19 protein-coding genes and 1 pseudogene are annotated in these 22,738 nt (G+C 46.1%); 7 read left to right on the forward strand and 13 right to left on the reverse strand.

The genetic code is table 11. The annotated features are described in order from the left end of the window. Nucleotides 1-975: 975 nt before the first annotated feature. The gene (locus tag NLZ44_RS24185) at nucleotides 976-1,626 is read right to left on the reverse strand and encodes a hypothetical protein (protein WP_493751431.1); all 651 of its coding nucleotides are present in this window, start codon (nucleotides 1,624-1,626) and stop codon (nucleotides 976-978) included. Between the two features lie 97 nt (nucleotides 1,627-1,723). Between NLZ44_RS24185 and NLZ44_RS24190 the strand changes: the two genes are divergently transcribed. Continuing rightward, nucleotides 1,724-2,874 (forward strand): IS630 family transposase gene (locus NLZ44_RS24190; protein ID WP_493751432.1). Its coding sequence is split into 2 segments (ribosomal slippage): nucleotides 1,724-2,165 and nucleotides 2,165-2,874, totalling 1,152 coding nucleotides; the frame shifts between segments, so codons are not numbered across the junction. On the opposite strand, the gene NLZ44_RS24195 is transcribed toward NLZ44_RS24190, so the two are convergent. Next, nucleotides 2,850-3,191, reverse strand: a complete 342-nt coding sequence (locus tag NLZ44_RS24195; protein ID WP_493751433.1) for a hypothetical protein — start codon at nucleotides 3,189-3,191, stop codon at nucleotides 2,850-2,852. The two genes, NLZ44_RS24190 and NLZ44_RS24195, sit on opposite strands and share 25 nt — an antisense overlap. 254 nt (nucleotides 3,192-3,445) lie before the next feature. Between NLZ44_RS24195 and NLZ44_RS24200 the strand changes: the two genes are divergently transcribed. Beyond that, nucleotides 3,446-4,441, forward strand: a complete 996-nt coding sequence (locus NLZ44_RS24200) for a GUN4 domain-containing protein (RefSeq protein WP_493753069.1) — start codon at nucleotides 3,446-3,448, stop codon at nucleotides 4,439-4,441. A gap of 72 nt (nucleotides 4,442-4,513) precedes the next feature. Here the strand turns inward: NLZ44_RS24200 and NLZ44_RS24205 are convergent, their stop codons facing one another. Further along, nucleotides 4,514-4,879, reverse strand: coding sequence for a hypothetical protein (locus tag NLZ44_RS24205; RefSeq protein ID WP_108614823.1), 366 nt, complete (start codon nucleotides 4,877-4,879; stop codon nucleotides 4,514-4,516). A gap of 271 nt (nucleotides 4,880-5,150) precedes the next feature. Between NLZ44_RS24205 and NLZ44_RS24210 the strand changes: the two are divergent. Then, nucleotides 5,151-6,467 (forward strand): annotated as a pseudogene (locus NLZ44_RS24210) (GUN4 domain-containing protein). Between the two features lie 65 nt (nucleotides 6,468-6,532). Here the strand turns inward: NLZ44_RS24210 and NLZ44_RS24215 are convergent. Further along, nucleotides 6,533-7,291: a transposase gene (locus NLZ44_RS24215; RefSeq protein ID WP_111894555.1), complete on the reverse strand. Its 759-nt coding sequence runs from the start codon at nucleotides 7,289-7,291 to the stop codon at nucleotides 6,533-6,535. A 103-nt stretch (nucleotides 7,292-7,394) separates the two neighbouring features. Between NLZ44_RS24215 and NLZ44_RS24220 the strand changes: the two genes are divergently transcribed. Next, nucleotides 7,395-8,999 carry an Hsp70 family protein gene (locus NLZ44_RS24220; RefSeq protein ID WP_493751434.1) on the forward strand — a complete coding sequence of 535 codons (1,605 nt, stop codon included), beginning with the start codon at nucleotides 7,395-7,397 and terminating at the stop codon, nucleotides 8,997-8,999. Between the two features lie 109 nt (nucleotides 9,000-9,108). Here NLZ44_RS24220 and NLZ44_RS24225 read toward each other — a convergent pair whose 3' ends face one another. The 8 genes from NLZ44_RS24225 to NLZ44_RS24260 form a co-directional block, all read right to left on the reverse strand. Next, nucleotides 9,109-9,648 carry a PPC domain-containing protein gene (locus NLZ44_RS24225; RefSeq protein WP_493751435.1) on the reverse strand — a complete coding sequence of 180 codons (540 nt, stop codon included), beginning with the start codon at nucleotides 9,646-9,648 and terminating at the stop codon, nucleotides 9,109-9,111. Between the two features lie 67 nt (nucleotides 9,649-9,715). Further along, nucleotides 9,716-11,191 carry a trypsin-like peptidase domain-containing protein gene (locus tag NLZ44_RS24230; protein ID WP_493751436.1) on the reverse strand — a complete coding sequence of 492 codons (1,476 nt, stop codon included), beginning with the start codon at nucleotides 11,189-11,191 and terminating at the stop codon, nucleotides 9,716-9,718. Nucleotides 11,192-11,359: 168 nt separating this feature from the next. Further along, nucleotides 11,360-11,890: a TolB family protein gene (locus tag NLZ44_RS24235; protein WP_008052260.1), complete on the reverse strand. Its 531-nt coding sequence runs from the start codon at nucleotides 11,888-11,890 to the stop codon at nucleotides 11,360-11,362. Then, entirely contained in the window at nucleotides 11,887-12,516 is a 630-nt protein-coding gene (locus NLZ44_RS24240; protein WP_493751437.1) for a TolB family protein, read from the reverse strand. The genes NLZ44_RS24235 and NLZ44_RS24240 overlap by 4 nt, the downstream gene beginning before the upstream one ends. Further along, complete coding sequence (locus tag NLZ44_RS24245) at nucleotides 12,485-13,312, reverse strand: Ycf66 family protein (protein WP_493751438.1); 828 nt, start codon at nucleotides 13,310-13,312, stop codon at nucleotides 12,485-12,487. Before NLZ44_RS24245 ends, NLZ44_RS24240 begins: the two co-directional genes overlap by 32 nt. 123 nt (nucleotides 13,313-13,435) lie before the next feature. Continuing rightward, nucleotides 13,436-14,062, reverse strand: a complete 627-nt coding sequence (locus NLZ44_RS24250) for a cytochrome c oxidase subunit 3 (protein ID WP_493751439.1) — start codon at nucleotides 14,060-14,062, stop codon at nucleotides 13,436-13,438. Between the two features lie 84 nt (nucleotides 14,063-14,146). Further along, nucleotides 14,147-15,904, reverse strand: a complete 1,758-nt coding sequence (gene ctaD, locus NLZ44_RS24255) for a cytochrome c oxidase subunit I (RefSeq protein WP_493751440.1) — start codon at nucleotides 15,902-15,904, stop codon at nucleotides 14,147-14,149. A gap of 67 nt (nucleotides 15,905-15,971) precedes the next feature. Next, nucleotides 15,972-17,009 carry a cytochrome c oxidase subunit II gene (locus NLZ44_RS24260; RefSeq protein ID WP_493751441.1) on the reverse strand — a complete coding sequence of 346 codons (1,038 nt, stop codon included), beginning with the start codon at nucleotides 17,007-17,009 and terminating at the stop codon, nucleotides 15,972-15,974. A gap of 114 nt (nucleotides 17,010-17,123) precedes the next feature. On the opposite strand from NLZ44_RS24260, the gene NLZ44_RS24265 reads away from it, so the two are divergent. The 3 genes from NLZ44_RS24265 (at nucleotide 17,124) to NLZ44_RS24275 (ending at nucleotide 20,293) form a co-directional block, all read left to right on the forward strand. Further along, nucleotides 17,124-18,059 carry a COX15/CtaA family protein gene (locus tag NLZ44_RS24265; protein ID WP_006624864.1) on the forward strand — a complete coding sequence of 312 codons (936 nt, stop codon included), beginning with the start codon at nucleotides 17,124-17,126 and terminating at the stop codon, nucleotides 18,057-18,059. A gap of 86 nt (nucleotides 18,060-18,145) precedes the next feature. Continuing rightward, the gene (locus NLZ44_RS24270; protein ID WP_006624865.1) at nucleotides 18,146-19,120 is read left to right on the forward strand and encodes a heme o synthase; all 975 of its coding nucleotides are present in this window, start codon (nucleotides 18,146-18,148) and stop codon (nucleotides 19,118-19,120) included. Nucleotides 19,121-19,198: 78 nt separating this feature from the next. Next, entirely contained in the window at nucleotides 19,199-20,293 is a 1,095-nt protein-coding gene (locus NLZ44_RS24275; RefSeq protein WP_493751442.1) for a tetratricopeptide repeat protein, read from the forward strand. Here the strand turns inward: NLZ44_RS24275 and NLZ44_RS24280 are convergent. Continuing rightward, the gene (locus NLZ44_RS24280) at nucleotides 20,274-22,232 is read right to left on the reverse strand and encodes a diguanylate cyclase domain-containing protein (protein ID WP_493751443.1); all 1,959 of its coding nucleotides are present in this window, start codon (nucleotides 22,230-22,232) and stop codon (nucleotides 20,274-20,276) included. The genes NLZ44_RS24275 and NLZ44_RS24280 overlap by 20 nt on opposite strands. Nucleotides 22,233-22,738: the final 506 nt, after the last annotated feature.

The following is a 22,738-nucleotide window of genomic DNA, read 5'->3' on the forward strand; positions in this document are numbered from 1 at the left end:
CACTCTATCTAGTCTTAACATACGGGACAATTAGCGCATATCCCCTAGCAACAAAACTTAATTATTGACGGGTTAATCAATAAGCACAATTCAATTAATCTGTCAAACAGCCACATCACCCCCCAACCAAACAAGTGATAGGGTAGTTCCCTTGTGATACCCGTCAATGGCAAGCCTATCGGTTCCTAACGTCACCATTGACTGCTATCACATCGGTCACTTCCCCAATAGTGTCTGTTCCGGTTGGGGGGAGGATTGTTTCTCAAAATCAGAATCATCTCCTACCGGAACTAACCCGATACCCCTAAACAAATTTACCGCTGGAGGAGACTATCGAGATGTGAACCGATACCAACATAATCCTCAGCAAGTCTCCATTCTATGTTGGCAATCATCACGTGCAACAACCGATACCCACATAATCAGCTCACCTCCAAAATCTTAGCCGTCTATTGGGGGTAATTTAGTTATGGGTATTATGTGGACATGATAGGGTGAGCATTCATATAAAGCGTTTTCAAGACTGTAAATACAGGCCTGTAAAGGGAAAATATGCAGACACCCCCTACAGTCAGAAACCATAGGGGGTCATTTTAGGGTATTGGGTTATGGGTTAGGTGCTAGGTAGGCTACTAGGGTTTGCGCCAATCATCAGCATTAGGGGTATCTTTACGGTTAGGGTTCTGATGATTGTTACTCGATTTACAAACGATTCTATCAAAGGAACTTTTCATAAAATCAAGTAAAATACGCAACAATTCACTGTTTTTTATATTTTTTGTTATTTATGATTATTACTTTAGAATTAATCAATACTTATAAATAAATAATAAATATATCATCAAAAACGATAAAACAATTATTGACTTTATACGATAATTGTGCAATATTTAAATTATCGCCACAGACAACTCAAACAAAAAACCACTATCTAAAAAAATAGTGGTTAGTTTACTTTTTTTACTTTTTGGCGATTTAGCTTTTCGTGCTCTGTTTAGCCCCGGGATTGCCCGCTGGCGCGCTTGCCGGAATTTCGCCTGTTTCTTGACTTTCAGCTTCACTCTTGCCAGCGGTTAATTCACCTAAGCTATCTAAAGTGAATGTGTCTTTGTCTGGTATAACAAACATACTATTGTGGGTTTTAAGTGCTGCTGGCTGTTTAGTGAAATAGTGAGCTAAGACATGCAGCATTGAGTTTATCCCTACTATAGGGGGAGCTTTAACACTGATATAACGCAACGTTTTTTCTTTGGTTTTGGGCGTATATTTTAACCAATGGCCTGGGTCTAACGGGGCTTTAATGAAATAGTGATTATATTCACTGCGACGATAGGCTACTACCCTAGCGCTTTTTAGGGGTGTACGCCTATTGGCAACCGGTGTTGTAGCGGTTCCTGGCGGTTTCCAGATGGTTAAGCTTTTAACGTCCGCAGGTTCATCTTTTAATGTGTCTTGACTACCACCTAACACATACAGCAACAACAAAGGGAATGCAACACCTATTTTTGACGTTTTATCAACTGGTACTTCAACTACCAGCTTAGGTCCTAGGTGGGGTGTCTTCGCGGCGGCGAGACCGTCTTTCCATCCTTGGACTGCGGCGGCGTATGCAGCATCTAAAGGCATAATATTAGTTTCCTTTTTTCTAAATTATCTAAACTAGGGTAGTGGACTGTTTCGGCTAAAATAGGGTAATAGATACCGAGGACGGAGGACTGCAATTATGGGAAGAGGTCGGCGAGATAAAGTCTATCTAACGGTCGAACAGAGAGAAAATCTGGAACAAATCAGTCGAAATGGTCATGCACCCGCCAAAAAAATCCTACACGCTCGTATTTTGCTGATGTCTGATGAAGGAGAAATGGCTCCGAGAAAATGGACAGACCAACAAATAGCAGAAGCTTTACAAGTCCATCAGAATACAGTGGGGCGCATTCGCCAAAGATTCCTTCAAAAAGGGGAACAAGTGGCTCTCAATCGGCAACCCAGAAAAACCCCACCGACTCCACCCAAAGTGGATGGAGCAACTGAGGCTCAAATTATTGCCCTGTGTTGTTCGGACCCCCCATCTGGGAGAGCTCAGTGGACGCTCAGACTGTTAACATCCGAACTCAAAAAACGGCAAATTGTCACCGAAATTTCCTGTACGACCGTGTGGCGGACTCTAAAAAAAACCAATTGCGACCTTGGAAAACCCAACGATTCTGTATTCCCGAACGAGATTTAGCCAGATTTGTGGCTCAAATGGAAGTCGTTCTCGACCTCTACAGTAGCGTCCACAGTGAAGAGGAGCCTTTAATCAATATGGATGAAGCCTCAATCCAACTCCGAGGACATCTCTATGAGGCGGTCGCCATGAAACCCGGACATGACAAAAAAGAGGACTATCACTATACCCGTGAAGGGGTGCAAGCTTTGTTCATGTTTTTCGATCCCAATCGGGGCTGGCGACGGGTCAGCAACCGAGACTCTCGGACGAGGGTAGATTGGGCTGAGGAAGTGCGTCAACTTTTAGATGAAGACTATCCTCATGCTCGAAAAGTCAAGCTGGTGTGTGACAATCTGAATACCCATAACATCGCCTCACTTTATGAGGCTTTTCCGGCTCCCGAAGCCCATCGTTTGGCCCGGCGGCTGGAAATTTATCATACACCCCGGAATGGCAGTTGGTTAAATGTCGCCGAAATTGAACTGAGTATTTTATCCAAGCAATGTTTGGCCCGAAGGATCGCCACCAAAGAAGCGCTGCACCGGGAGATAGAAGCCTGGCAAAAAGAGCGAAATCAGACCGCATCTCGGGTAATCTGGAAATTTGCCACCGGCGATGCCCGCCTCAAATTAAAACATCTTTATCCGGTTTTTGAAATGGCTTGACCTCCAGAATTCCCCCACACTTTCTGAGAGTTAGTTGGGAGCGATCGCCCGTTTGGTGTTGTCCCTTTGACGCGATCGCCTGTTTCTTGCTGTCCGTTTTCGGCGATCGCCCGTTTGGTGTTGTCCCTTTGACGCGATCGCCTGTTTTGTGCTGTCCGTTTTCGGCGATCGCCCGTTTGGTGTTGTCCCTTTGACGCGATCGCCTGTTTCTTGCTGTCCGTTTTCGGCGATCGCCCGTTTGGTGTCGTCCTTTTGACGCGATCGCCTGTTTTGTGCTGTCCGTTTTCGGCGATCGCCTGATAGTTTTTGAGCGTCACTGTTTGTGGAGCATACTAAAGCAGCAAATTAGCCGAAACGGTCCAGTAGGGTGGGTTAGGCGGCTGAAACCCATGCTGTGAAAGCCATATATCAATCCGCCGTAACCCACCGTTTAAGGTGTGTCGGTCCACTACGAAGTCTTACTTCCCCACTGGTGGTAGAAACTGGGTTTCTAGTTCCTCCCCGTGGGTTATAGTAGCATAAAGCCGGGTTTCCCTGCACCCGGTTGTCGTGATGTATCGGGTTGGGAATGATGGCGAAATGTCCCGTTTGTGAAACCGAATATACACCAAATGAGGTGGAAACCTGTTCGGTGTGTGGTTATGACCTGACACCCTATCCCCCTGTGATTGGTGGGATACCGTCGGGGTTTTTGGAGAAGGAGAAAAAACGCATTGCGGCAGCCAAGCGGGTTTGGCAATTGTCTCAGTCTCAGATAGAGTCCGCACAGGCGATGGTTTCTCAGTTGCAGTCTAGTATAGATGGCATGACGCAGACAATGAACCGTTTGGCTCAGTCGCAAAATCAACGTCAGGCTGATTTTCAATCCCAGTTGGATGGCATTGTCGAACGCATCGACAGTTTGAATAAGGAACAGAATCAGCAGCAATTGCAGAATCTGCAATCTCAACTCGATAAAATTAATCGGCAAATTGGGAATTTAACTCAGTCGCAATCACAACAAAAAACAGAAATTATAGAAGCGATAAAATCTGAACTCAAGCCAATTTTGGAAGAAGTGCAAGATGTTCCGATTGTTTCTGCTTCTGGTTTCGATTATACCCAACTCAACAGATTATTGAAATCAGGCCAGTGGAAAGCTGCCGACGAAGAAACGGCTAAGATGATGTTAGCGGTGGCGGGACAAACCCAACGGGGATATTTAGACGACGATGATATCAAAAACTTTCCCTGCGAGGATTTGCGAATCATCGATGGTCTTTGGGTCAAACACAGCAACGGACGCTTCGGGTTTAGTGTCCAGAAGCAAATTTACATCAATTGTGGAGGTAAGCCTGATGGAAGCATACCAAGTGATACAATATTTGAGCGGTATAGTGACGAGGTGGGATGGCGAGTGAATGGGTCGTATCTATCATGGTCTGATTGCACGTTTTCGGCGGCGGCTCCCCGGGGCCATCTACCCTCACGGTGTAGATACAGATACGACGGCACTTGGCGCCTATTGGGTCGATACCCAACGCATAATAAAAGTATCTTCTCTCGCGCACAGACTTGTAACCTGTAGCATATAACCACTTCAGGCAGTTGTCAAGTTCTTGTTATGGGCAACTTTTTCACAGAAACATCGGCTTTTTCCTTATTCGATACCTGGCACTTCCCCTTCCGGGCGGTAGCCATTGGCTTTGACAAACTTTTGGGCGACTTCTGCAACCTCTGTACTTTCTATATCCGGGATATTCCAAGGAAGTTTCATCTGTCCGGGAGATGTCTTTCTGCCACTTCCCTTGATGACTTTCGGCAAAAACTTACTTCCCCAGTGGTAGCGTTTTTCCGACTTTGGTTTAGGCTTATACTTTTGGCAAAACCCCCGATACTTGCGGGCACACTCGTCAAGGGTGTTTCCCAAAGCCAAAAAAGCCGGATGCCATTGTGTGAGTCCATCATCTGTCAACCTGTCATAGCTGCCATAATTAGAGAAATCGTAGAAAAACCCTTGTTGCATTCCCGCCGCTTTCGGGTTAGCATGGATATATCGTAGGTCCCTAGTGGTGCTTTAATGAAATGTAACGCACCGTTGACCATTACAATGTTAATCAAATGTCAACACCACTCCTACTCTCCATTGGCGGTGGGTTAGCGTAGCGTAACCAACCCTACGAAGTCTTACTTCCCCAGTGGTGGTAGAAACTGGGTTTCTAGTTCCTCCCCGTGGGTTATAGTAGCATAAAGCCGGGTTTCCCTGCACCCGGTTGTCGTGATGTATCGGGTTGGGAATGATGGCGAAATGTCCCGTTTGTGAAACGGAATATACACCAAATGAGGTGGAAACCTGTTCCGTGTGTGGTTATGACCTGACACCCTATCCCCCTGTGATTGGTGGGATACCCTCCGGGTTTTTGGAGAAGGAGAAAAAACGCATTGCGGCAGCCAAGCGGGTTTGGCAATTGTCTCAGTCTCAGGTAGAATAGGCACAGTTGATGGTCTCTCAGTTACAGTCTTACGGAGATGAAATGACTCAGCCAATTGACGGTTTTACCACTACTCAATCACGCCTAGAATCGCAGGTCAAAACGATCGCATCTCAACTCCAATCCCAGAATGAAGCGCTCGCATCTCAACTCCAATCCCAGAATGAAGCGATCGCATCTCAACTAGAATCGCAGGTCAAAGCGATCGCATCTCAACTCCAATCCCAGAATGAAACGATCGCATCTCAATCCCAATCCCAGAATGAAACGATCGCATCTCAACTAGAATCCCAGAATGAAACGATCGCATCTCAACTAGAATCGCAGATAGAAGCGATCGCATCTCAACTCCAATCGCAGGTCAAAGCGATCGCATCTCAACTCCAATCCCAGAATGAAGCGCTCGCATCTCAACTCCAATCCCAGAATGAAAAGATCGCATCTCAACTCCAATCCCAGAATGAAGCGATCGCATCTCAACTAGAATCGCAGGTCAAAGCGATCGCATCTCAACTCCAATCCCAGAATGAAGCGATCGCATCTCAACTCCAATCCCAGAATGAAGCGATCGCATCTCAACCTAAGCAGATTTCAAAACCAGTGCCAGATACTCGCATCCTGTCTTCTTCTGGTTTTGATTATACCGAACTCAACAGATTATTGAAATCAGGCCAGTGGAAAGCTGCCGACGAAGAAACGGCTAAGATGATGTTAGCGGTGGCGGGACAAACCCAAGGGGGATATTTAGACGACGATGATATCAAAAACTTTCCCTGCGAGGATTTGCGAATCATCGATGGTCTTTGGGTCAAACACAGCAACGGACGCTTCGGGTTTAGTGTCCAGAAGCAAATTTACATCAATTGTGGAGGTAAGCCTGATGGAAGCATACCAAGTGATACAATATTTGAGCGGTATAGTGACGAGGTGGGATGGCGAGTGAATGGGTCGTATCTATCATGGTCTGATTGCACGTTTTCGGCGGCGGCTCCCCGGGGCCATCTACCCTCACGGTGTAGATACCGACGGCACTTGGCGCGATTATATTATAGTTATGAAATTAGAAAAAATAAAAGAAAGTTATCTTCTCTCGCGCACAGACTTGTAACCTGTAGCATATAACCACTTCAGGCAGTTGTCAAGTTCTTGTTATGGGCAACTTTTTCACAGAAACATCGGCTTTTTCCTTATTCGATACCTGGCACTTCCCCTTCCGGGCGGTAGCCATTGGCTTTGACAAACTTTTGGGCGACTTCTGCAACCTCTGTACTTTCTATATCCGGGATATTCCAAGGAAGTTTCATCTGTCCGGGAGATGTCTTTCTGCCACTTCCCTTGATGACTTTCGGCAAAAACTTACTTCCCCAGTGGTAGCGTTTTTCCGACTTTGGTTTAGGCTTATACTTTTGGCAAAACCCCCGATACTTGCGGGCACACTCGTCAAGGGTGTTTCCCAAAGCCAAAAAAGCCGGATGCCATTGTGTGAGTCCATCATCTGTCAACCTGTCATAGCTGCCATAATTAGAGAAATCGTAGAAAAACCCTTGTTGCATTCCCGCCGCTTTCGGGTTAGCATGGATATATCGTAGGGTGTTCAGTGCCCGCTGTTTGTCGGTATTTGGAAAAGCCGAGGAGTGATAGCGTTTCTCCCAAAAATGACCCGTGCGGTTCAGCATCCGATTAAAGCACATTGCCGCATACCAGTTTAACCCGTGCATAATTTTGGGCAAATCTTCTGGGTGGCTAGGTTCAATGAGATAATGAACATGGTTGGACATGATGCAGACCGCATACAGCCGAAAGCGATATTTTTCCAAAACCCTTTTAATCGTATACAGCAGCACCTTCCGACATTCCAACCGGGTCAATTTGAACTCGCGGTTGTTGCATCGAACTGTGATATGATGGCAGTGTCCAGGTTGAAAGTTTCGAGTAGGGCGAGACATAATCATCCAATATGTAGGTTGGGTATGGGAACGAAACCCAACCCAAATTTCTCGATCGCATCTATAATATGAATAGCCCTGCATCCACAGTCAAAAACCCGCGATGGCATCATATAAAATCGGTCTCGACTTCGGCACCACCAACTCCACTATATCCTACCTGGAAAACGGCGAACCCGTCGCCTTTAAATATGGCGGACAACAATCAATTCCCTCCTTCATCGCCTACGAAGACGACGGCTATATCGACATCGGAAAAGCCGCTAGACAAGCAGCAGCCAACGACCCGCAACTAGAAAGTTACGGTAACTTTAAAATGGACTTGCCGCTAACGGAAAACTTTGCCAATAATTACTCATCCCAACATACCCCCATCACCGTTACCACCGACTACCTGCGACAACTCCTCCTCTCCCCAGAAAATACCTACAGCTTCCGCCGCCAACAGGGGGAAATCGAGGGTTTGGTGGTGTCGGTGCCGGAAATTTGGCAGCGAGATATCTACAACCGGGGACGGGAAAACCTGCAAACTTTAATTGCCCAGAATTTGGGACTAGAAAAACAACTGATTCAACTGGTGAGTGAACCCGTCGCAGCCGCCGCCTATTACGCCTGGGAAACCCAACGCCGACACCAACGGGAAAATCAGGAACCTTTCCAAGGTAATCTCCTCGTTTGCGATATGGGTGGGGGAACTTTTGATGTCAGTTTGTGCCGCGTTTATGGAGACAAAAAGGTTGAGGTTTTGTACTTCGACGGAGAAGGCGATCGCGGTTTAGACTCAGCGGGGGTAGCCTTCGATCGCCGTTGTGTTATCCAAGCCTACCAACAAAAAAACGGCACAGAACCCGACCTCCACAGCCAGGAATTTATGCACCTCCTACAGAGCTTTGAAACGGTCAAAATCGAGGGGCATGACCGATACACCAGAAAACTCAAAAACTACTGCAAAAGCCCTTCAGACTTCGCAGAAGCCACGCTCTATAGCTTTTCTAGTGGCTATACCATCACCAACGGGCAAGTTTACCAAGCCTTCCAGCCGATCGCGGAGGGAATTTGCCGAGTATTAGAACGGGTAAATCAGTGGATGGCTGAACATCAGGAAGAATGCGATCGCATTTTTTTAGTGGGGGGATTTTGTCAGTTTTACCTAGTGCAAAAAACCATCCTAGATGCCCTAAAAATAACGGAGACAGACCCCCGAGTTGATAATGATTTTAACCTGATTCAGAGTGCCTTTGCCATTTCCTACGGTGCTTGTTTAATCGCCAATGGTTTAGTCCAACCCAGCGAAACCTACATCCACACTATCGGTATTGTGGTGGATATAATCACGGCTTCTATGGAAGTAGAAAAAACATTTATTCCCATCATTGAAGGAGGCACAAATTTAGACGACCTCGCCTCGGTATGCTTGGCGAATATCCCCCCTCTGGAAGCCTTCCACGACACCCCAGAGGTGATATTAGGGGTGATTCCCCAATCCAAGGGACCAATTTTTAAAAAGGTTTTACCGGATACGGTCAAACTCCCAATCAGCGCCACCTCAGAAAAATGGCGGGTGGGAATGCGGGTGAACCGTTCCCAAGTAGCTTATTTGGCGATCGTCTCCGTGGGGGGAAAGCGAAAAGTTGAATATGAACTGGGAAATATCATCGCGCAAATGTTCCCAGGTTTTGTCATGCGTGAGGACGAATTTATCAACTGATTACCGAGGAAATATGGCGGTTTTTTTAGGCTACCAAAAAACTCTGCCACCAGGGGAGGAAATACCCCCCTAGGGTTTAAGTGCTATTCAACCGGGGATTAATGGGATTTTATTCAACTTCACTGACCCGCAACTGATAACGACCACGTCCAGTAGCATCATAGGAGTTGACAATCACCCGATAGGTTCCCGTTTCGGGTAAGGTAATAATGATGCGTGAATTGGTGTTAGTTTCATCAATATCATCATTTTCTTCCAGCAGTTCATCTTGGGGATTAAACAATGCTAAATAGGTGTCAAAATCAGAACTTTCCAGGAGAATCTTAACCTTTTTCCCAGCCTCCCCAAAGAAAGTATGTTGATGGAATAAACTACCATCAGTGGGCAAAACTGGATCGCCATCTCTCAGTTCCCCCTCTTCCAACAAAATAATTTCTCCCACGACAGGTTCTGTATCTTGCTGGGGTAAAGACTCCGACTCCGGGAGGGGGGTATCAACGGCATCAGGTTCCATACCTTGAGCCAAAGAAGACTCTGAGGGAGCGAAAGAAGACTCTGAGGCGATCGCAGAAGAAAAAGGCAGTAGAATCGAAATGGGCAGAAGTGCGAATAGACTGGTGGCTGTAGCCGCGAAAACTTTAATAAGCATAAAAGACCTCAAACAACAAATTAGATTGACCAACCACCAACAGAAACAGTTTCCTCAGCATCAAACCTTATATAGAAACTTCACGAACTGTCAGCAGGTACTGACCACGACCGGTACTATCAAAAGCGTTAACCACGACTCGATAAGGACCAGTAGCAGGGAGAGTCACGGTCAGGCGGGAATTGGTATCGGCATTACTGATATCATCATTTTCACCAACCAGGCGACCATTAGGGCTAAACAGCGCCAAATAAGTATCAAAATCAGAACTGGTTAGATCAATTCTCACCGATTGACCGGCCTCTCCATCAAAACTATACTCACGGTAAAGACTACCATCAGAAGGAAGTACAGAAGCGCTGTTAGGGTCTAACATTCCCGATTGACGCAAAATGACATCATCAGAAGAAGAGGGTAACTCGGAACGGCGATCGCCTGCAACGGTCCGCAACCTTAATCGATAGTTTCCGGTTTCTCCAGCCTGGTAGGAGTTAGCCAGCAGGGTATAAGTGCCAGTGGCAGGTAATGTCACCTCAATGCGGGCATTGGTATTACCCCCCCCATCATCATCCTGAGCCAATTCATTGCCATCAATATCGAGTAGAATCAAATAGGAGTCGAAATCATCACTCATCATGTCGATGATTACCCGCTGACCTCGCTGCCCCTCAAAAGTATAAAGATTGTAAAAACTGTTATCAACGGGTAGAACATTAGCACCTTCTGCTAGAACTCCCCTAACCTCCTGACCGTTTAATGGTAAGGGTTTGGCATCCTGATTGTTAAACATAATCGGACGCTGTTGCTGGGCGGTGCGGGGGGCGCGTCCTTCTTTGGCGGCTTGCAAAAATGGGGGTACATTGTCTACGGAAATGGCAAAACCAATGCCAATATTGCCACCTCCACGACCTCTAGTAAAAATGGCGGTATTCACGCCAATTAATTCCCCTTGACTATTCAGCAGGGGTCCGCCAGAGTTACCTGGGTTGATAGCAGCATCAGTCTGAATTAAATTCCGTTCCCGGTCAATGCGGCTGACAATGCCGACGGTAAAGGTATTTTGGAATTGACCGAAGGGATTACCAATGGCAAAGGCCCTTTGTCCTACTCTGACGGAACCGGGTCTAGCAATGGGAATGGTCGGCAAATTTCTAGCATTGCGAATCCTCAGCAAAGCCAAATCTAGCCCATTCTCGCCATAAGCAACTACATCGGCAACCATTTTACGACCATCGGCCAGTGTTACCTCTACCTGACCGCCTTGGGAGACAACATGGGCGTTGGTAAGCACCATACCATCTGCGCTGATAATTGCACCGCTACCATTAGCTTTATCTGTGTTGATGGAAACTACAGCAGGACTGGCTGTTTCATAAACCCGGATATTCGTTTGTTCCTCGATATCGGAAGCGATGAGAATAGGAGAGGACTCTGGTTCGGTGATGGGGGAAATGGCACTAGCTGGGGCTATATTCAGACCTAGGCTGGTGCTAAGGGTTAAAAATCCAGATGTTAAATGGTTTAAGAATATACGTTTAATCATGACTTTTTCCCAGATCGGGTATTCGGCTGTCAACTAGGGTGGGGGTTATGCTATTGATTGGATTTTTCTGGGGGAACAAAATTTAGAGCGATCGCTACTTGGGGGAAAATTACCACTACCTTCTAGTTTGACATACTCTACCCAAAACCCGGAAACTCTACCGGGAGCTTAGGGTATATTTAGGGCTTGACCGTATCGGTTATACACGACAATATCCCACTGCCCATTGAGACTAGACTCGAAAGCAATTACACTGGCATCAGCGTTAATGGTGGGATGGCGTACTTGAGCGTTGAGGCTGTCGGTCAGGTTTCTGAGTTGGCGGGTGTTTCGGTTATATAAATAAATATCTGATTGTCCGCCACGGGTAGAATTGAAAACAATATAATTCCCGTCGCTGGAAATGGCGGGTTCTGAGGCGATCGCATCTATGGAATTTAAGCCGGGTAGATCGATAAATTCGGCTTGTTGGCGATCATAAAGATAGATGTCTTGACGACCTTGGCGATCGGATGCGAAAACTAGATAATCAGAAGATATCTGGGGGTTCATCTCAGAACTGGGAGAGTTGATGCTGTTTCCGCTAGGGTCGGGGGGTAAATTTAACAGTCGGGGATAGCCACCACAACCGCTAACCATTCCCAAACAAATTACTAATAATCCGATTATAAATAGACGTTGGTAATATGGGTTGATCATGATTCAGACAAAGAGGTTTCTGTGTCGAGTTCAATATTCGGACCGCGATCGATAATTTCAATATCCCACTGACCTCGCCTAGCTCCCTCAAAGCTGATATAACGACCATTAGGGCTGATGTGAGGATGTCTGACAGCACCTCGATATCCCCGGGTGAGCATTTCTAATCGGTAGGTAAGGCGATCGTATAAGTATATATCAGCACGGCCTGAGTCATTGGCGCTATAAACTATATAACGCCCGGTATAACTTAGACTGGGGCTTTCCATTACTGTTAGCGATCGCCTCAATTCTAGCAAGGTTTTATAGCTACGTCGCCGCAGGTCATACAGGAACAATTGATTTTGACCTTCTCGGTTAGACACAAATGCCAAAAACCGACCGTTTCCACTTAATGCGGGTTGCTCATCGGTGGCTATGCTATTGATAGCACCATCAACCATAGAAGAATTGATGGCTACTGAACTACAGCCCACCATGAGCGCCTGAAACAGCAATAAAACCGCCAGGACGAATTTCGCCCTACCAGTCCCCTGACTCCGCCGCCAGGGAAATATTTTTCCCCATAGTCGGCTTTTAGAGTATTGGAAAATCCTAGTATTCCCCAGAGCGGTTGTAATCATCATCTGAGTAGTCTACTGGACGATACTCTACATAGTCGGTGGTCGCCACATCCCTCCGGTCTGGTCGATTGGCGGCTCTGGAAGACCGAGAAGACCGACTTCTGGGGGGTGATGGTTCATCTGTATCTGAGTAGGAGTATCCCACACTCTCAGCGCCGCTGCGGTCTACTGATGCAGGTCTACTGCTGCGAGTCCGACTACTTGGGCGACTATCGGTTTCTAGGTCAGATTCCCAGCCGTCTGATCTGGGTCTGCTGCTACGGTCGGGCGCAGTTCTGGGGCGCGATTTGCTACGTTCTACGGAACTATTGACGGCGCTACTACTGCGACGACTACTTGGGCGACGACGCTCCGATTCTGTATCATACATATCGGATTTGGAGGGGCGAGAATCTCGGGTTCCGCGAATTTGACGAGCCATGGGGGCGTACTCTTCGACGGGTTCGATTTCATCTAGTTCTGCATCTACCCGATAAACATCACTTACATAGCGATCGTCATCGACAAAAGATGCTCGTTCCTTAGCCTTAGTTGTCGCGACTCCCCGTAGTTTAATACTTTCGACTGCAAAGAAAATAGCAGTCCCGGTTAACATAAACTGACCAAAAGCCAGAATCGGGTCAAGTCTCCATCCTTGAAACAGAAGAATCCCGCCACAGAGTAAACCAACTGCGGCAAAGAAAATATCATGATCACGAGCTAACTTCGGCTTCCACGAACGGAGAAAATATAGCGCGGCACCAGCCACGGCTAGGACAATTCCTAGTAGGCTGCTCCAGTTCAATCCTAAATTGACCATTATCTAAATCTCCAGCGTCAGTCCTATCTTAACTCAAACGACGAAAATCGCTCAGGCGAGAGCCAATAATTAAAAAAACCCCTGTAATGGGGGTTGACAAAATACATTAAGTGTGATAAGGGTTCACAGCAAATAAAGCAGGATAAACAGAATAATCCAGATGACATCAACAAAGTGCCAATATAGTTCTGCGGCTTCGGGGCCAAAGTGGGACTCTTTGGTGTAGTGTCCATCTTTGGCGGAACGTACCAACACGCCACTAATGAGGAGAACGCCGAAAGTTACGTGCAAACCGTGAAAGGCAGTTAACACATAAAAGCAACTGGCGTAAAGGTTAGTTGTTAACCCAAACTCTAAGTTACTGTATTCATAAACCTGACCAGCCAAAAAGATAGCGCCCATGATAGCAGTGGCGGCGAACCAGACCCGTAAACCGGCTTGGTCATCGTTTTTAATGGCTTTGTTGCCGCGATTCATGACAAAGCTACTAGAAATCAGAATCAGGGTATTAATTCCGGGTAACAGTAGTTCCCGTTCAATGCCTTCTGGGGGCCACTGTGCGGACATGGCGCGATAAATTAAATAAGCAGAAAACATCCCTAGAAAGATCATGCTTTCTGCGACGAGGAAAACGACGACCCCTAGAATACGATGATCTGGGTGTTCCTCATGGTGCTGCCCTGAAGAAGCGATCGCCTCTGTAGCTAAGTTGGTAGTAGTTTGGGACTGGTCAACTGATGTAAATTGCATGAAATTCTAATCCAAGTTGTGTAATACAAACTGCTAATCACGGCCGAACTTGAGAGGAAGTCCGACCGCTTAAATTAGGAATTTCTAGGGATTATTGTCAGAATCAGAATCCTGGATATCTCCTAGTAATGATGAAGACTGCGCCTCGGAAACGGGAACCCCGATTTCTTTATTGCGGGGGGGTACACCACTAGCCATTTCTTTGAGGCGCGCACGAATTGCCAAGGTTTTCTTCATACCATAGTCGTAGGGTCCAGTTCTCAATACTGGGGTGGTGTGGAAATTCTCAATGGGGGGAGGAGAAGAGGTCATCCATTCCAGGGTTAAAGCATCCCAGGGGTTTCCGGGTGCTTTGGGACCTTTTAGCCAACTCCAAACGGCATTGATGATAAAGGGAAAAGTAGAAACCGCCAGAATGTAAGTACCAATGGTACAAACCACATTGAGTTCTGTAAATCGGGGGTCATACATGGCAACCCGACGGGGCATTCCTTGCAGTCCCAAAATGTGCATGGGCATAAAGGTCATGTTAGCGCCAATTAAGGTCAGCACAAAGTGAACAATACCCCAATTTTCATTCATCATGCGCCCGGTCATTTTGGGGAACCAGTGGTAAATTCCGGCAAAAATACCAAATACTGCGCCACCAAATAACACATAGTGAAAGTGGGCAACGATAAAGTAGGTGTCGTGGACGTGGATATCAAAGGGTACGGAAGCGACCATGATTCCTGTTACGCCACCAATGACAAAGGTAGCAATAAAACCCATGGCGAACAACATGGCGCTATTGAGGCGGAGTTTGCCTCCCCAAATGGTGGCCAGCCAACCAAAGACTTTAATTCCGGTGGGAACGGCGATGATCATGGTGGTGATCATAAAGAACATCCGCAGCCAACCGGGAGTCCCGCTGGTGAACATATGGTGCGCCCAGACAATTAAGCCGAGGAAACTAATGGCGAGACTAGAATAGGCGATCGCCTGATAACCAAAAATCGGCTTACGCGCATGAACGGGGAGAATATCGGAGATCAGCCCAAAAAAGGGCAGAATCATGATGTAAACCGCCGGGTGTGAGTAAAACCAAAATAAGTGCTGGTAAACTACTGGGTCGCCGCCTCCGGTGGGGTTAAAGAAATTGGTTCCCGCCAATAGGTCAAAGGAGAGCAAAATCAAGGCGGCGGCGAGGACGGGGGTGGAGAGTAAAATCAGGGCGGAAGCTGCTATCATTGCCCAACACATAAGGGGCATATCATTTAGCCCCATGGTGGGTATACGCATTTTAAAGATGGTGACGGAGAAGTTGACGGCTCCTAAAATTGATGAGGTTCCCAATAGCAAAATACTGAGAATCCAAATTTCTTCGCCGACTTTACCTGTCACTAAACTGAGGGGAGGATAGGAGGTCCAACCCGCTTGGGGCGCTTCGATGAGGAAACTGGCTAATAATAGCAGTCCGCCGGGGGGAATTAGCCAGAAGGCGACGGCGTTAAGTTTCGGAAAAGCCATATCCCTGGCTCCAATCATCAGCGGAATTAGATAATTGGCAAATCCTGCCCCCGCCGGGACGATCCACAGGAAGATCATGATCGTTCCGTGGACGGTGAATAGACTGTTATACATTTCTGGATCGACCAGATCCGGGTCGGGGGTGGCTAGTTCGGTGCGGACTATACCAGCCATAAACCCGCCAATTAGATAAAAGATAAAGGAGGTGACCAGATATTGAATCCCGATCACTTTATGGTCGGTGCTGAAGCCGAAAAAGTCCAGAGGGCGGCGTTCTCCCTCTTGGTTACTCATGGCTGAGTCGCCTGTGATGTTTATTTGTGCTTGAGCCATATATCAAACAGTGAAAGGGTTAACCTGAGTTGGGGCTATGTGTTCAGGAAATGATGAGATTTGGGCGCTAAAGTCCGACAACCCCATGGTGATGTCGCAACTGTGCGATCGCATTATGCTGCTCAATCCCCATTTGTGCCACATAAGGGGCGAGAAATTCACCCTCGGACATATCCCTGGGATTAGTGGCTACGGTGGGTTGTTGGTCTGGGTTGTTAGCAAAGCTATTTTCCGCTACCCAGGCTTCAAATTCTTCGGGGGTATGAACTACCATTGCTGTCCGCATGGCTCCGTGATAACCGCCACAGAGTTCGGCACAAACTACATTATAGGTTCCGACTTGGTTGGCTGTAAACCTGAGTTCAGTCGTGCGTCCGGGGATAGCGTCTTGTTTAAGGCGGAGTTCAGGAACCCATAAGGCGTGAATCACATCTTGGGCGCTGATGTTTAATTGCACTTCCTGACCAACGGCTACATGAAGTTCGCCGGAAATTACGCCTTGATTTTGATAGTTAAAGATCCAGGCATATTGAAGACCATTAACATCAATAGTTATATCGGCAGGTGAGCCTATTCGTGAGGGAGATGCACCAATCCCTAGGGAGATTTGCTGACCTCCTGGGGTGATATCTTCTGCATCAGATAAAGAAGCGGCGATCGCTGCTCCCGACATCTTAGCGTGATCCGCCATGGAATGGGAACCCGATGCCATAGGGTCTAGTCCCCCCATTTGGTTATATATGTCGAAACTATAAATTCCGATCCCCAAAACGATAACTGCTGGAATTGCCGTCCACACAATTTCTAGGGGAATATTGCCATGAATGGGGGGGCCGTCGGTATGGTCTCCGGGACGGCGACGGAACCGAATTAAGGAGACGACTAAAGCCCCCTCAACTAATAGCACCAAACCAAAGGCAATGGTGATCATCAAATCAAAAAGTTGATCGACCTCTGCTGCTTCGGGAGAAGCTGCTACAGGTAATAAGTCATGGTTCTGACCATACCAGAGGCTAATCAGAGTAATGGCAATCCCGACTAACAAAGTCCAGATTGAGCTAGGAATGTTCACGAAAACCCCCTGCTGTAAAAGTTCTATCGCCATCCTATCTTACAGCAATTGCCCAAACTGCACAGATGACCCAGGGCGGCGGAGAGTGAAAGTTGCACAGTTGGGGCAGATAAGTCAAAATTATGCCATTGACTAGGTGTGAGACTCATGACCAATACTGTCTATCAGACTGACCAAATCTCAACACAACAACTTCCTCAAGAAAAAATTCGCCGCCTGGTGTGGAAGCTATGTATCGCTACTTGGCTACTGATGGCTGTTGGTAGTGCTACTAGGGTGATGAATGCCGGATTGGCTTGCCCGGATTGGCCTTTGTGTTATGGTCAACTGGTTCCTACGGCTCAGATGAATTTGCAAGTTTTCTTAGAATGGTTTCACCGACTCGATGCCGGCTTAATTGGTTTGGGTACAACCTACTTGGTGGGTTTATCCTGGTGGCATCGACAACATCTTCCGGGTTGGATGCCTTGGGCTTCTACTTTCGCCCTGTTTCTGGTGGTGTTTCAGGGGGTTCTCGGTGGTTTGACTGTGACTGAACTATTGCGGTTTGATATCGTTACGGCTCATCTGGGAACTGCGTTATTATTTTTCTCGACCCTAATGGCGATCGCTTTTACTCTGATGCCTTATCAGGGAACTGGTAATGCTGGATATTTGCCCTGGGTGAGTCTGGCTGCTGCTGTCCTGGTATATCTCCAAAGCCTCTTAGGTGGCTTGGTCGCTTCACAGTGGGCTTTGCATCAGTGTTTTGGTGCTTCTCAACTGTGCGGGGTGATGAATGGTCATATCCTGGGAGTAGTCCCGCCTACTTTGATGACTCTTTTTGTGGTGACTTTAGCTAGGCGTACTTCTGCCCTTAATCCGATGATACGACGATTGGCATTAGGGGCGGGTCTTTGTGTGATTGCACAAATTTTGTTAGGTGTGGCAACCTTTAAGCTACATTTACAGGTTGAACCTCTCACGATCGCCCATCAGGGCATGGGAGCTATACTATTAGGCATTTTAGTCGCTCTCACTGTTTTGGGATGCCGCGATCGCCAAGTGTCTCCCCAGGAAAATCGCCGATTTTTGGGGATCTAACTCGATTTAATTGACCAAGGACTAGGGCCATTATCCCGGAAATATGGGCTCGGTGTTCTGATTAACTACTCATAACCAATTGATCCATGCAAGAGATTATTCAGACTAACTCATCTCGACACCACAATAACCCGCTACAAGTGCTGAAAAGCTACTATCAACTTACTAAACCTCGAATTATTTTGTTATTGCTGATTACAACGGCGGCGGGAATGTGGTTGGCCGCAGAAGGGGAAGTTGATCCTCTGCTGCTGTTGGTGACTATGGTGGGGGGAACCTTAGCTTCTGGGGCTGCTAATACCATTAACTGTCTTTACGACAGTGATATTGACTATATTATGGAACGTACCCGCTGGCGGCCTATTCCTTCGGGACGGGTTAAGCCTCGCGATGCCATGATTTTTGCGATCGCTTTAGCTATTGCTTCTTTTACCCTCCTAACTGTTTTTGCTAACCTCCTGGCTGCTTTATTGGCTATGTCCGGTATTGTCTTCTATGTGGCAATTTACACCCACTGGCTGAAGCGCCACAGTACCCAAAATATTGTCATTGGCGGCGCAGCCGGGGCTATCCCTCCCCTGGTAGGATGGGCAGCAGTTACCGGAGATTTGAGTTGGGCCGCCTGGTTGCTGTTTGTGATTATCTTTTTATGGACTCCTCCCCATTTTTGGGCCTTGGCTATTATGATCCGCGATGAATACCAGGATGTCGGTGTCCCTATGCTTCCAGTTATTGAGGGAGATGAACTCACAGCCCAACAAATTTGGATTTATAGTCTGGTTTTGATTCCTACCAGTCTGTTATTGGTTTATCCCCTCCATACCAGTGGCTGGGTTTATGGGGCGATCGCTTTGGGGTTGGGGGCAGTTTTTCTCCAGAAAGCCTGGGAATTACTCCAAACTCCCCACAACCGTGATGTGGCGCGATCGCTATTCAAGTATTCTATTCTGTATCTGATGCTACTCTGTGCGGGTATGGTGGTTGATAGTCTCCCTGCTACCCATGAGATGACTATGGCTGTCGCGCACACTTGGCAAACTTGGATGGGAGTTAATAGTTGACAGTTCACCGTTGACCGTTGACAATTGATTCATTCCCCTATTCCCGACCTGACCGGGGGTAGGGGTTTTTGTCCTGATATGAAAGAAATTGATCAAGTCGTCGCCGCCTTGGAGAGTCAAGACTATCGAGAGGCGGCGAAATTACTTAAAAAATTACAAAAGGAATCGCCCCAAAATCCCTGGGTACAGTTTTATATCGGACGCTGGTATGAGGCGACCGATAAATTAGCGTCCGCTGAAAAGGTTTATCGAAAATTACTGAAAACTACCACCAATCCTAAAGTTATTGACCAGGCGCGTCAGGGGGTCAAGCGGTTAGAAGCTATTGAACAACAACGCCGCCAAAATGCGATCGCAGATGCTAAGACTAATCCCCGCAATTGTGAACCGGGAGTTTTGATATTAGAACCTATTGCGCCAGAATATAAGCCAGAGGCTGCCAAAACTTTGGCACGGATTCTCCAAACTGATGCCTATAGCGCTCGGATGCAGTTACAAAGTAGGGGATGGCGACTTTATAAGACTGGAGAAATGGGAGAGTTGGGGGTGTATGGTCAAGAAATGCGATCGGCTAATATTCCCGTGTTTTGGGTGTCTTTAACTGACCTGGAAAAATTGCACGTTTTTCGGGTCTGTTATGTGCAATCTCTGTATCCACAATTGGGGGTGGTTTGTTTGGATGAAAGCGATCGCCTGGGAATGTTAAATTTGAATTGGTCCGAAGTTAGCCACCGTGTCGAAGGTTTATTACCTTTATTTGCCGAAACTATGGATTATGATCCTCGCCGCAGTAGAGGCGATCGCTTTCGCCACAAGGAAGTTACCCAGGACTATGCCAAAATCTATGATCTGCATTTACCAGGTCGTCATTCCATTATCAGGTTTTGTGATGTCACATTAGATTTTAATCAGGGTATTCAGTTGGCAAAAGTCGAAAATCAACAAACTTCACGTCTTCAGTGGAATAGTTTATTAGATCGGTTTAATCAAAACCTCGACAATATACCAGTCTCGTCAGAATTTACCGCTTTTGCTGAAACCGTCTTGGATTATACACAACTTCTCAGTAGGATTAAATCTTATATCGATTTAGAACGACAGTCCGAGACTCCCTGGGACCCCGCCTTTCAGCTTTATAGTGGCTTGGTTTTTCTTAAATGGTCTCAGCATTAGCAATTATGCAATTACGGCCTTGACTTTTCGCTTCATAAAGCGCAGCATCAGCTAGTTTAATTAATGATTCTGGACTGCGATCGTGATTGGGGACTTGACAAGCAACCCCCAACGAGAGAGTCACATAGCCGGAAACCTCCGATTTCTGATGTTCAATTTCTAGGGCTCTGATCTGATGTTGAATTTTATCAGCTACCTGTAATGCTCCCTTAATCCCAGTATTAGGTAATACTATCACAAATTCTTCCCCGCCATAGCGACTAGCAAGATCCGTAGAACGTTGGGCACAATTTTCTAAGATTTTCGCAATTTGTTTAAGGCATTCATCCCCCATCTGGTGGCCGTAGGTGTCATTATAGGCTTTAAAAAAGTCTACATCACACATAATCACAGATATGGGTGCAGTTTCCCTTAATAACCTTTGCCATTCCCTTTTTAAGTGCAGATCGAACTGTCGCCGATTCGCCACTCCGGTTAATCCGTCTAGGCTGGCTAGGCGTTCCAATTCTTGATTAACTGTTTGCAATTTCGCGTGTAATTCTCCCTGTTGAATAGCTACAGCAATGGGAGTAGCAATAGACCGCAACGCTTCGATTTCCTCCGGTTGCCAACCTCGGGTATTATCGCACTGATGAATGACCAGTAAACCCCATAAACAATTGGGGTATTCAGTTTCCTGTGACCGCAAATCTGGGTGGCGATGAATAATCGGTAAAATTAGCTTAGACTTCACTTGCAACTCGTCTAATTCATTCCGTAAATTAATGGGAATATTGGCTTTATCAACATTAGATATAGACCAGATTTTCAGATAATTAGCAGCAGCCATCTCCGTGATAACTTCCGATAACCCAGAGTAGTTAATTGTCGTCCCTAACAAGGGTTTCCAAGGGGGGGATACTGACTCCATAACTACCCGATAATTGCCATCATTTTCTAGACGATAAATTAAAGCGCGATCGCTCACTAGAAATTCCCGAATTTGATTAACAGTACATTCTAAAACTTGTTCTAAATCTATACATTCATGAAGGCTTTGGACAATTGCCCTTAACATTCTTTCCCGTTCCGCATGACTCCATAGTTCTTGTTCTGCTTCCTGACGTTCCGTGATATCTGTGGAAACTACCAATAAATATGGGGTTTGACCATCATTACCAATTAACGGTATTTTGTTGGTCTGAAACCAACGAACTTCTCCATTATTTAACCTCACGGGTTCCGCGGCAATTAGTCGCGGTTTACCAGAAGTCATAATTTCGCGATCGCTTGCCAAAATATAATCATTTTTATACTGCTTATGATTCAAGTCTGAATGGGTTTTTCCCATCATATTATCTACAGTAGTTTCATATAAATTCGCCATGGCACGATTAGCCAAAGTAAACCTTCCTTCCCAATCTTTAATAAAAATTAGATTCGGGTTGGCATCAATTACCATCCTTAGTAAAGCCCTTTGTTTTTCTAAAGCTAACTTCGCTATTTCCGATTTATGACTTGCAAAAGTTAAACCTAAATCCTGTTCTTTGATTTGGTGTTGCTGTCGCTGTAGAGTAATTTGATATCCTATGCGTTTAAGCATTTCTTGTTCATGGAAAGGTTGGGTGAGATAATCCGCCGCACCCACATCAAAAACCGTATGCTTATTCAACAAATCACCCCTGCTTTCCATGATAATAACTGGTATTTTTTGAAATTTTGCTTTCGATTTTAGCCAATTACATAACTCATAACTATCTCCATCATGTAATTTACTGTCTAACAGAATTAAATTTAATGGCCATGATTGAATGGCATTATAAGCTGGTTTTAATCCTATAACCAGATGAACTTCATATCCATTATTTTGCAATATATTTTGTGGTAAACTACGATCATCATTTCCCACATTTCCGGCAATCCATAGGATTTTACTTCGGTCTTCCATTAACTGATTCATAAGGCACCCTACTCAAAATCTAATAATTAGCCAAAATCCAGATTTTGAGTATCGCGGAAAAACTTAAATGGCGATGTCCATCAACCCAGATTTTTGGTCAAATTGTTGGCAGTTTACTCAACACAAAAGAAATTGGTTTCAAACAAACACCTTTGGCTTTTGATAAATTTGACAATCCATAATATATATAGTATTCCCAAAATCGATAGCATTATTACAGTGTCACATCCCAGAATTTGAAAAATAGATAAGTAAGTAAGACCGAGAGGACAGCTAGATACAGATATTGCTCGAAAAAGCTGTCAGAGATTCGGCCCACTTGCGGCACATTCCTTGTAGCGCTATCAAGTATTAGGCAATTTTTCTTAGCAAAAAATGTTAGAAAAACCGAATTTCTTAATAAAGATTTTAGATTGTTTTTGGTGGCTATTAAACCGAAGTCATTTAATATTTCAATACTGGCATAGGCTGGGTGGGGCTGTCAATAGGGTAGTTGCAATCACCCA

It is taken from the genome of Arthrospira sp. PCC 9901, from assembly GCF_059013425.1.

Bases quoted from the DNA above. Each gene is read 5' to 3' on its own strand.
- NLZ44_RS24245 (WP_493751438.1), bottom strand. From the start codon at position 13,312: ATGGTCAATTTAGGATTGAACTGGAGCAGCCTACTAGGAATTGTCCTA.
- NLZ44_RS24260 (WP_493751441.1), bottom strand. From the start codon at position 17,009: ATGGCGATAGAACTTTTACAGCAGGGGGTTTTCGTGAACATTCCTAGC.
- NLZ44_RS24235 (WP_008052260.1), bottom strand. From the start codon at position 11,890: ATGATCAACCCATATTACCAACGTCTATTTATAATCGGATTATTAGTA.
- NLZ44_RS24185 (WP_493751431.1), bottom strand. From the start codon at position 1,626: ATGCCTTTAGATGCTGCATACGCCGCCGCAGTCCAAGGATGGAAAGAC.
- NLZ44_RS24275 (WP_493751442.1), top strand. From the start codon at position 19,199: ATGAAAGAAATTGATCAAGTCGTCGCCGCCTTGGAGAGTCAAGACTAT.
- NLZ44_RS24225 (WP_493751435.1), bottom strand. From the start codon at position 9,648: ATGCTTATTAAAGTTTTCGCGGCTACAGCCACCAGTCTATTCGCACTT.
- NLZ44_RS24270 (WP_006624865.1), top strand. From the start codon at position 18,146: ATGCAAGAGATTATTCAGACTAACTCATCTCGACACCACAATAACCCG.
- NLZ44_RS24215 (WP_111894555.1), bottom strand. From the start codon at position 7,291: ATGTCTCGCCCTACTCGAAACTTTCAACCTGGACACTGCCATCATATC.
- NLZ44_RS24200 (WP_493753069.1), top strand. From the start codon at position 3,446: ATGGCGAAATGTCCCGTTTGTGAAACCGAATATACACCAAATGAGGTG.
- ctaD (WP_493751440.1), bottom strand. From the start codon at position 15,904: ATGGCTCAAGCACAAATAAACATCACAGGCGACTCAGCCATGAGTAAC.
- NLZ44_RS24230 (WP_493751436.1), bottom strand. From the start codon at position 11,191: ATGATTAAACGTATATTCTTAAACCATTTAACATCTGGATTTTTAACC.
- NLZ44_RS24240 (WP_493751437.1), bottom strand. From the start codon at position 12,516: ATGATGATTACAACCGCTCTGGGGAATACTAGGATTTTCCAATACTCT.
- NLZ44_RS24220 (WP_493751434.1), top strand. From the start codon at position 7,395: ATGGCATCATATAAAATCGGTCTCGACTTCGGCACCACCAACTCCACT.
- NLZ44_RS24265 (WP_006624864.1), top strand. From the start codon at position 17,124: ATGACCAATACTGTCTATCAGACTGACCAAATCTCAACACAACAACTT.
- NLZ44_RS24280 (WP_493751443.1), bottom strand. From the start codon at position 22,232: ATGAATCAGTTAATGGAAGACCGAAGTAAAATCCTATGGATTGCCGGA.
- NLZ44_RS24250 (WP_493751439.1), bottom strand. From the start codon at position 14,062: ATGCAATTTACATCAGTTGACCAGTCCCAAACTACTACCAACTTAGCT.
- NLZ44_RS24205 (WP_108614823.1), bottom strand. From the start codon at position 4,879: ATGCAACAAGGGTTTTTCTACGATTTCTCTAATTATGGCAGCTATGAC.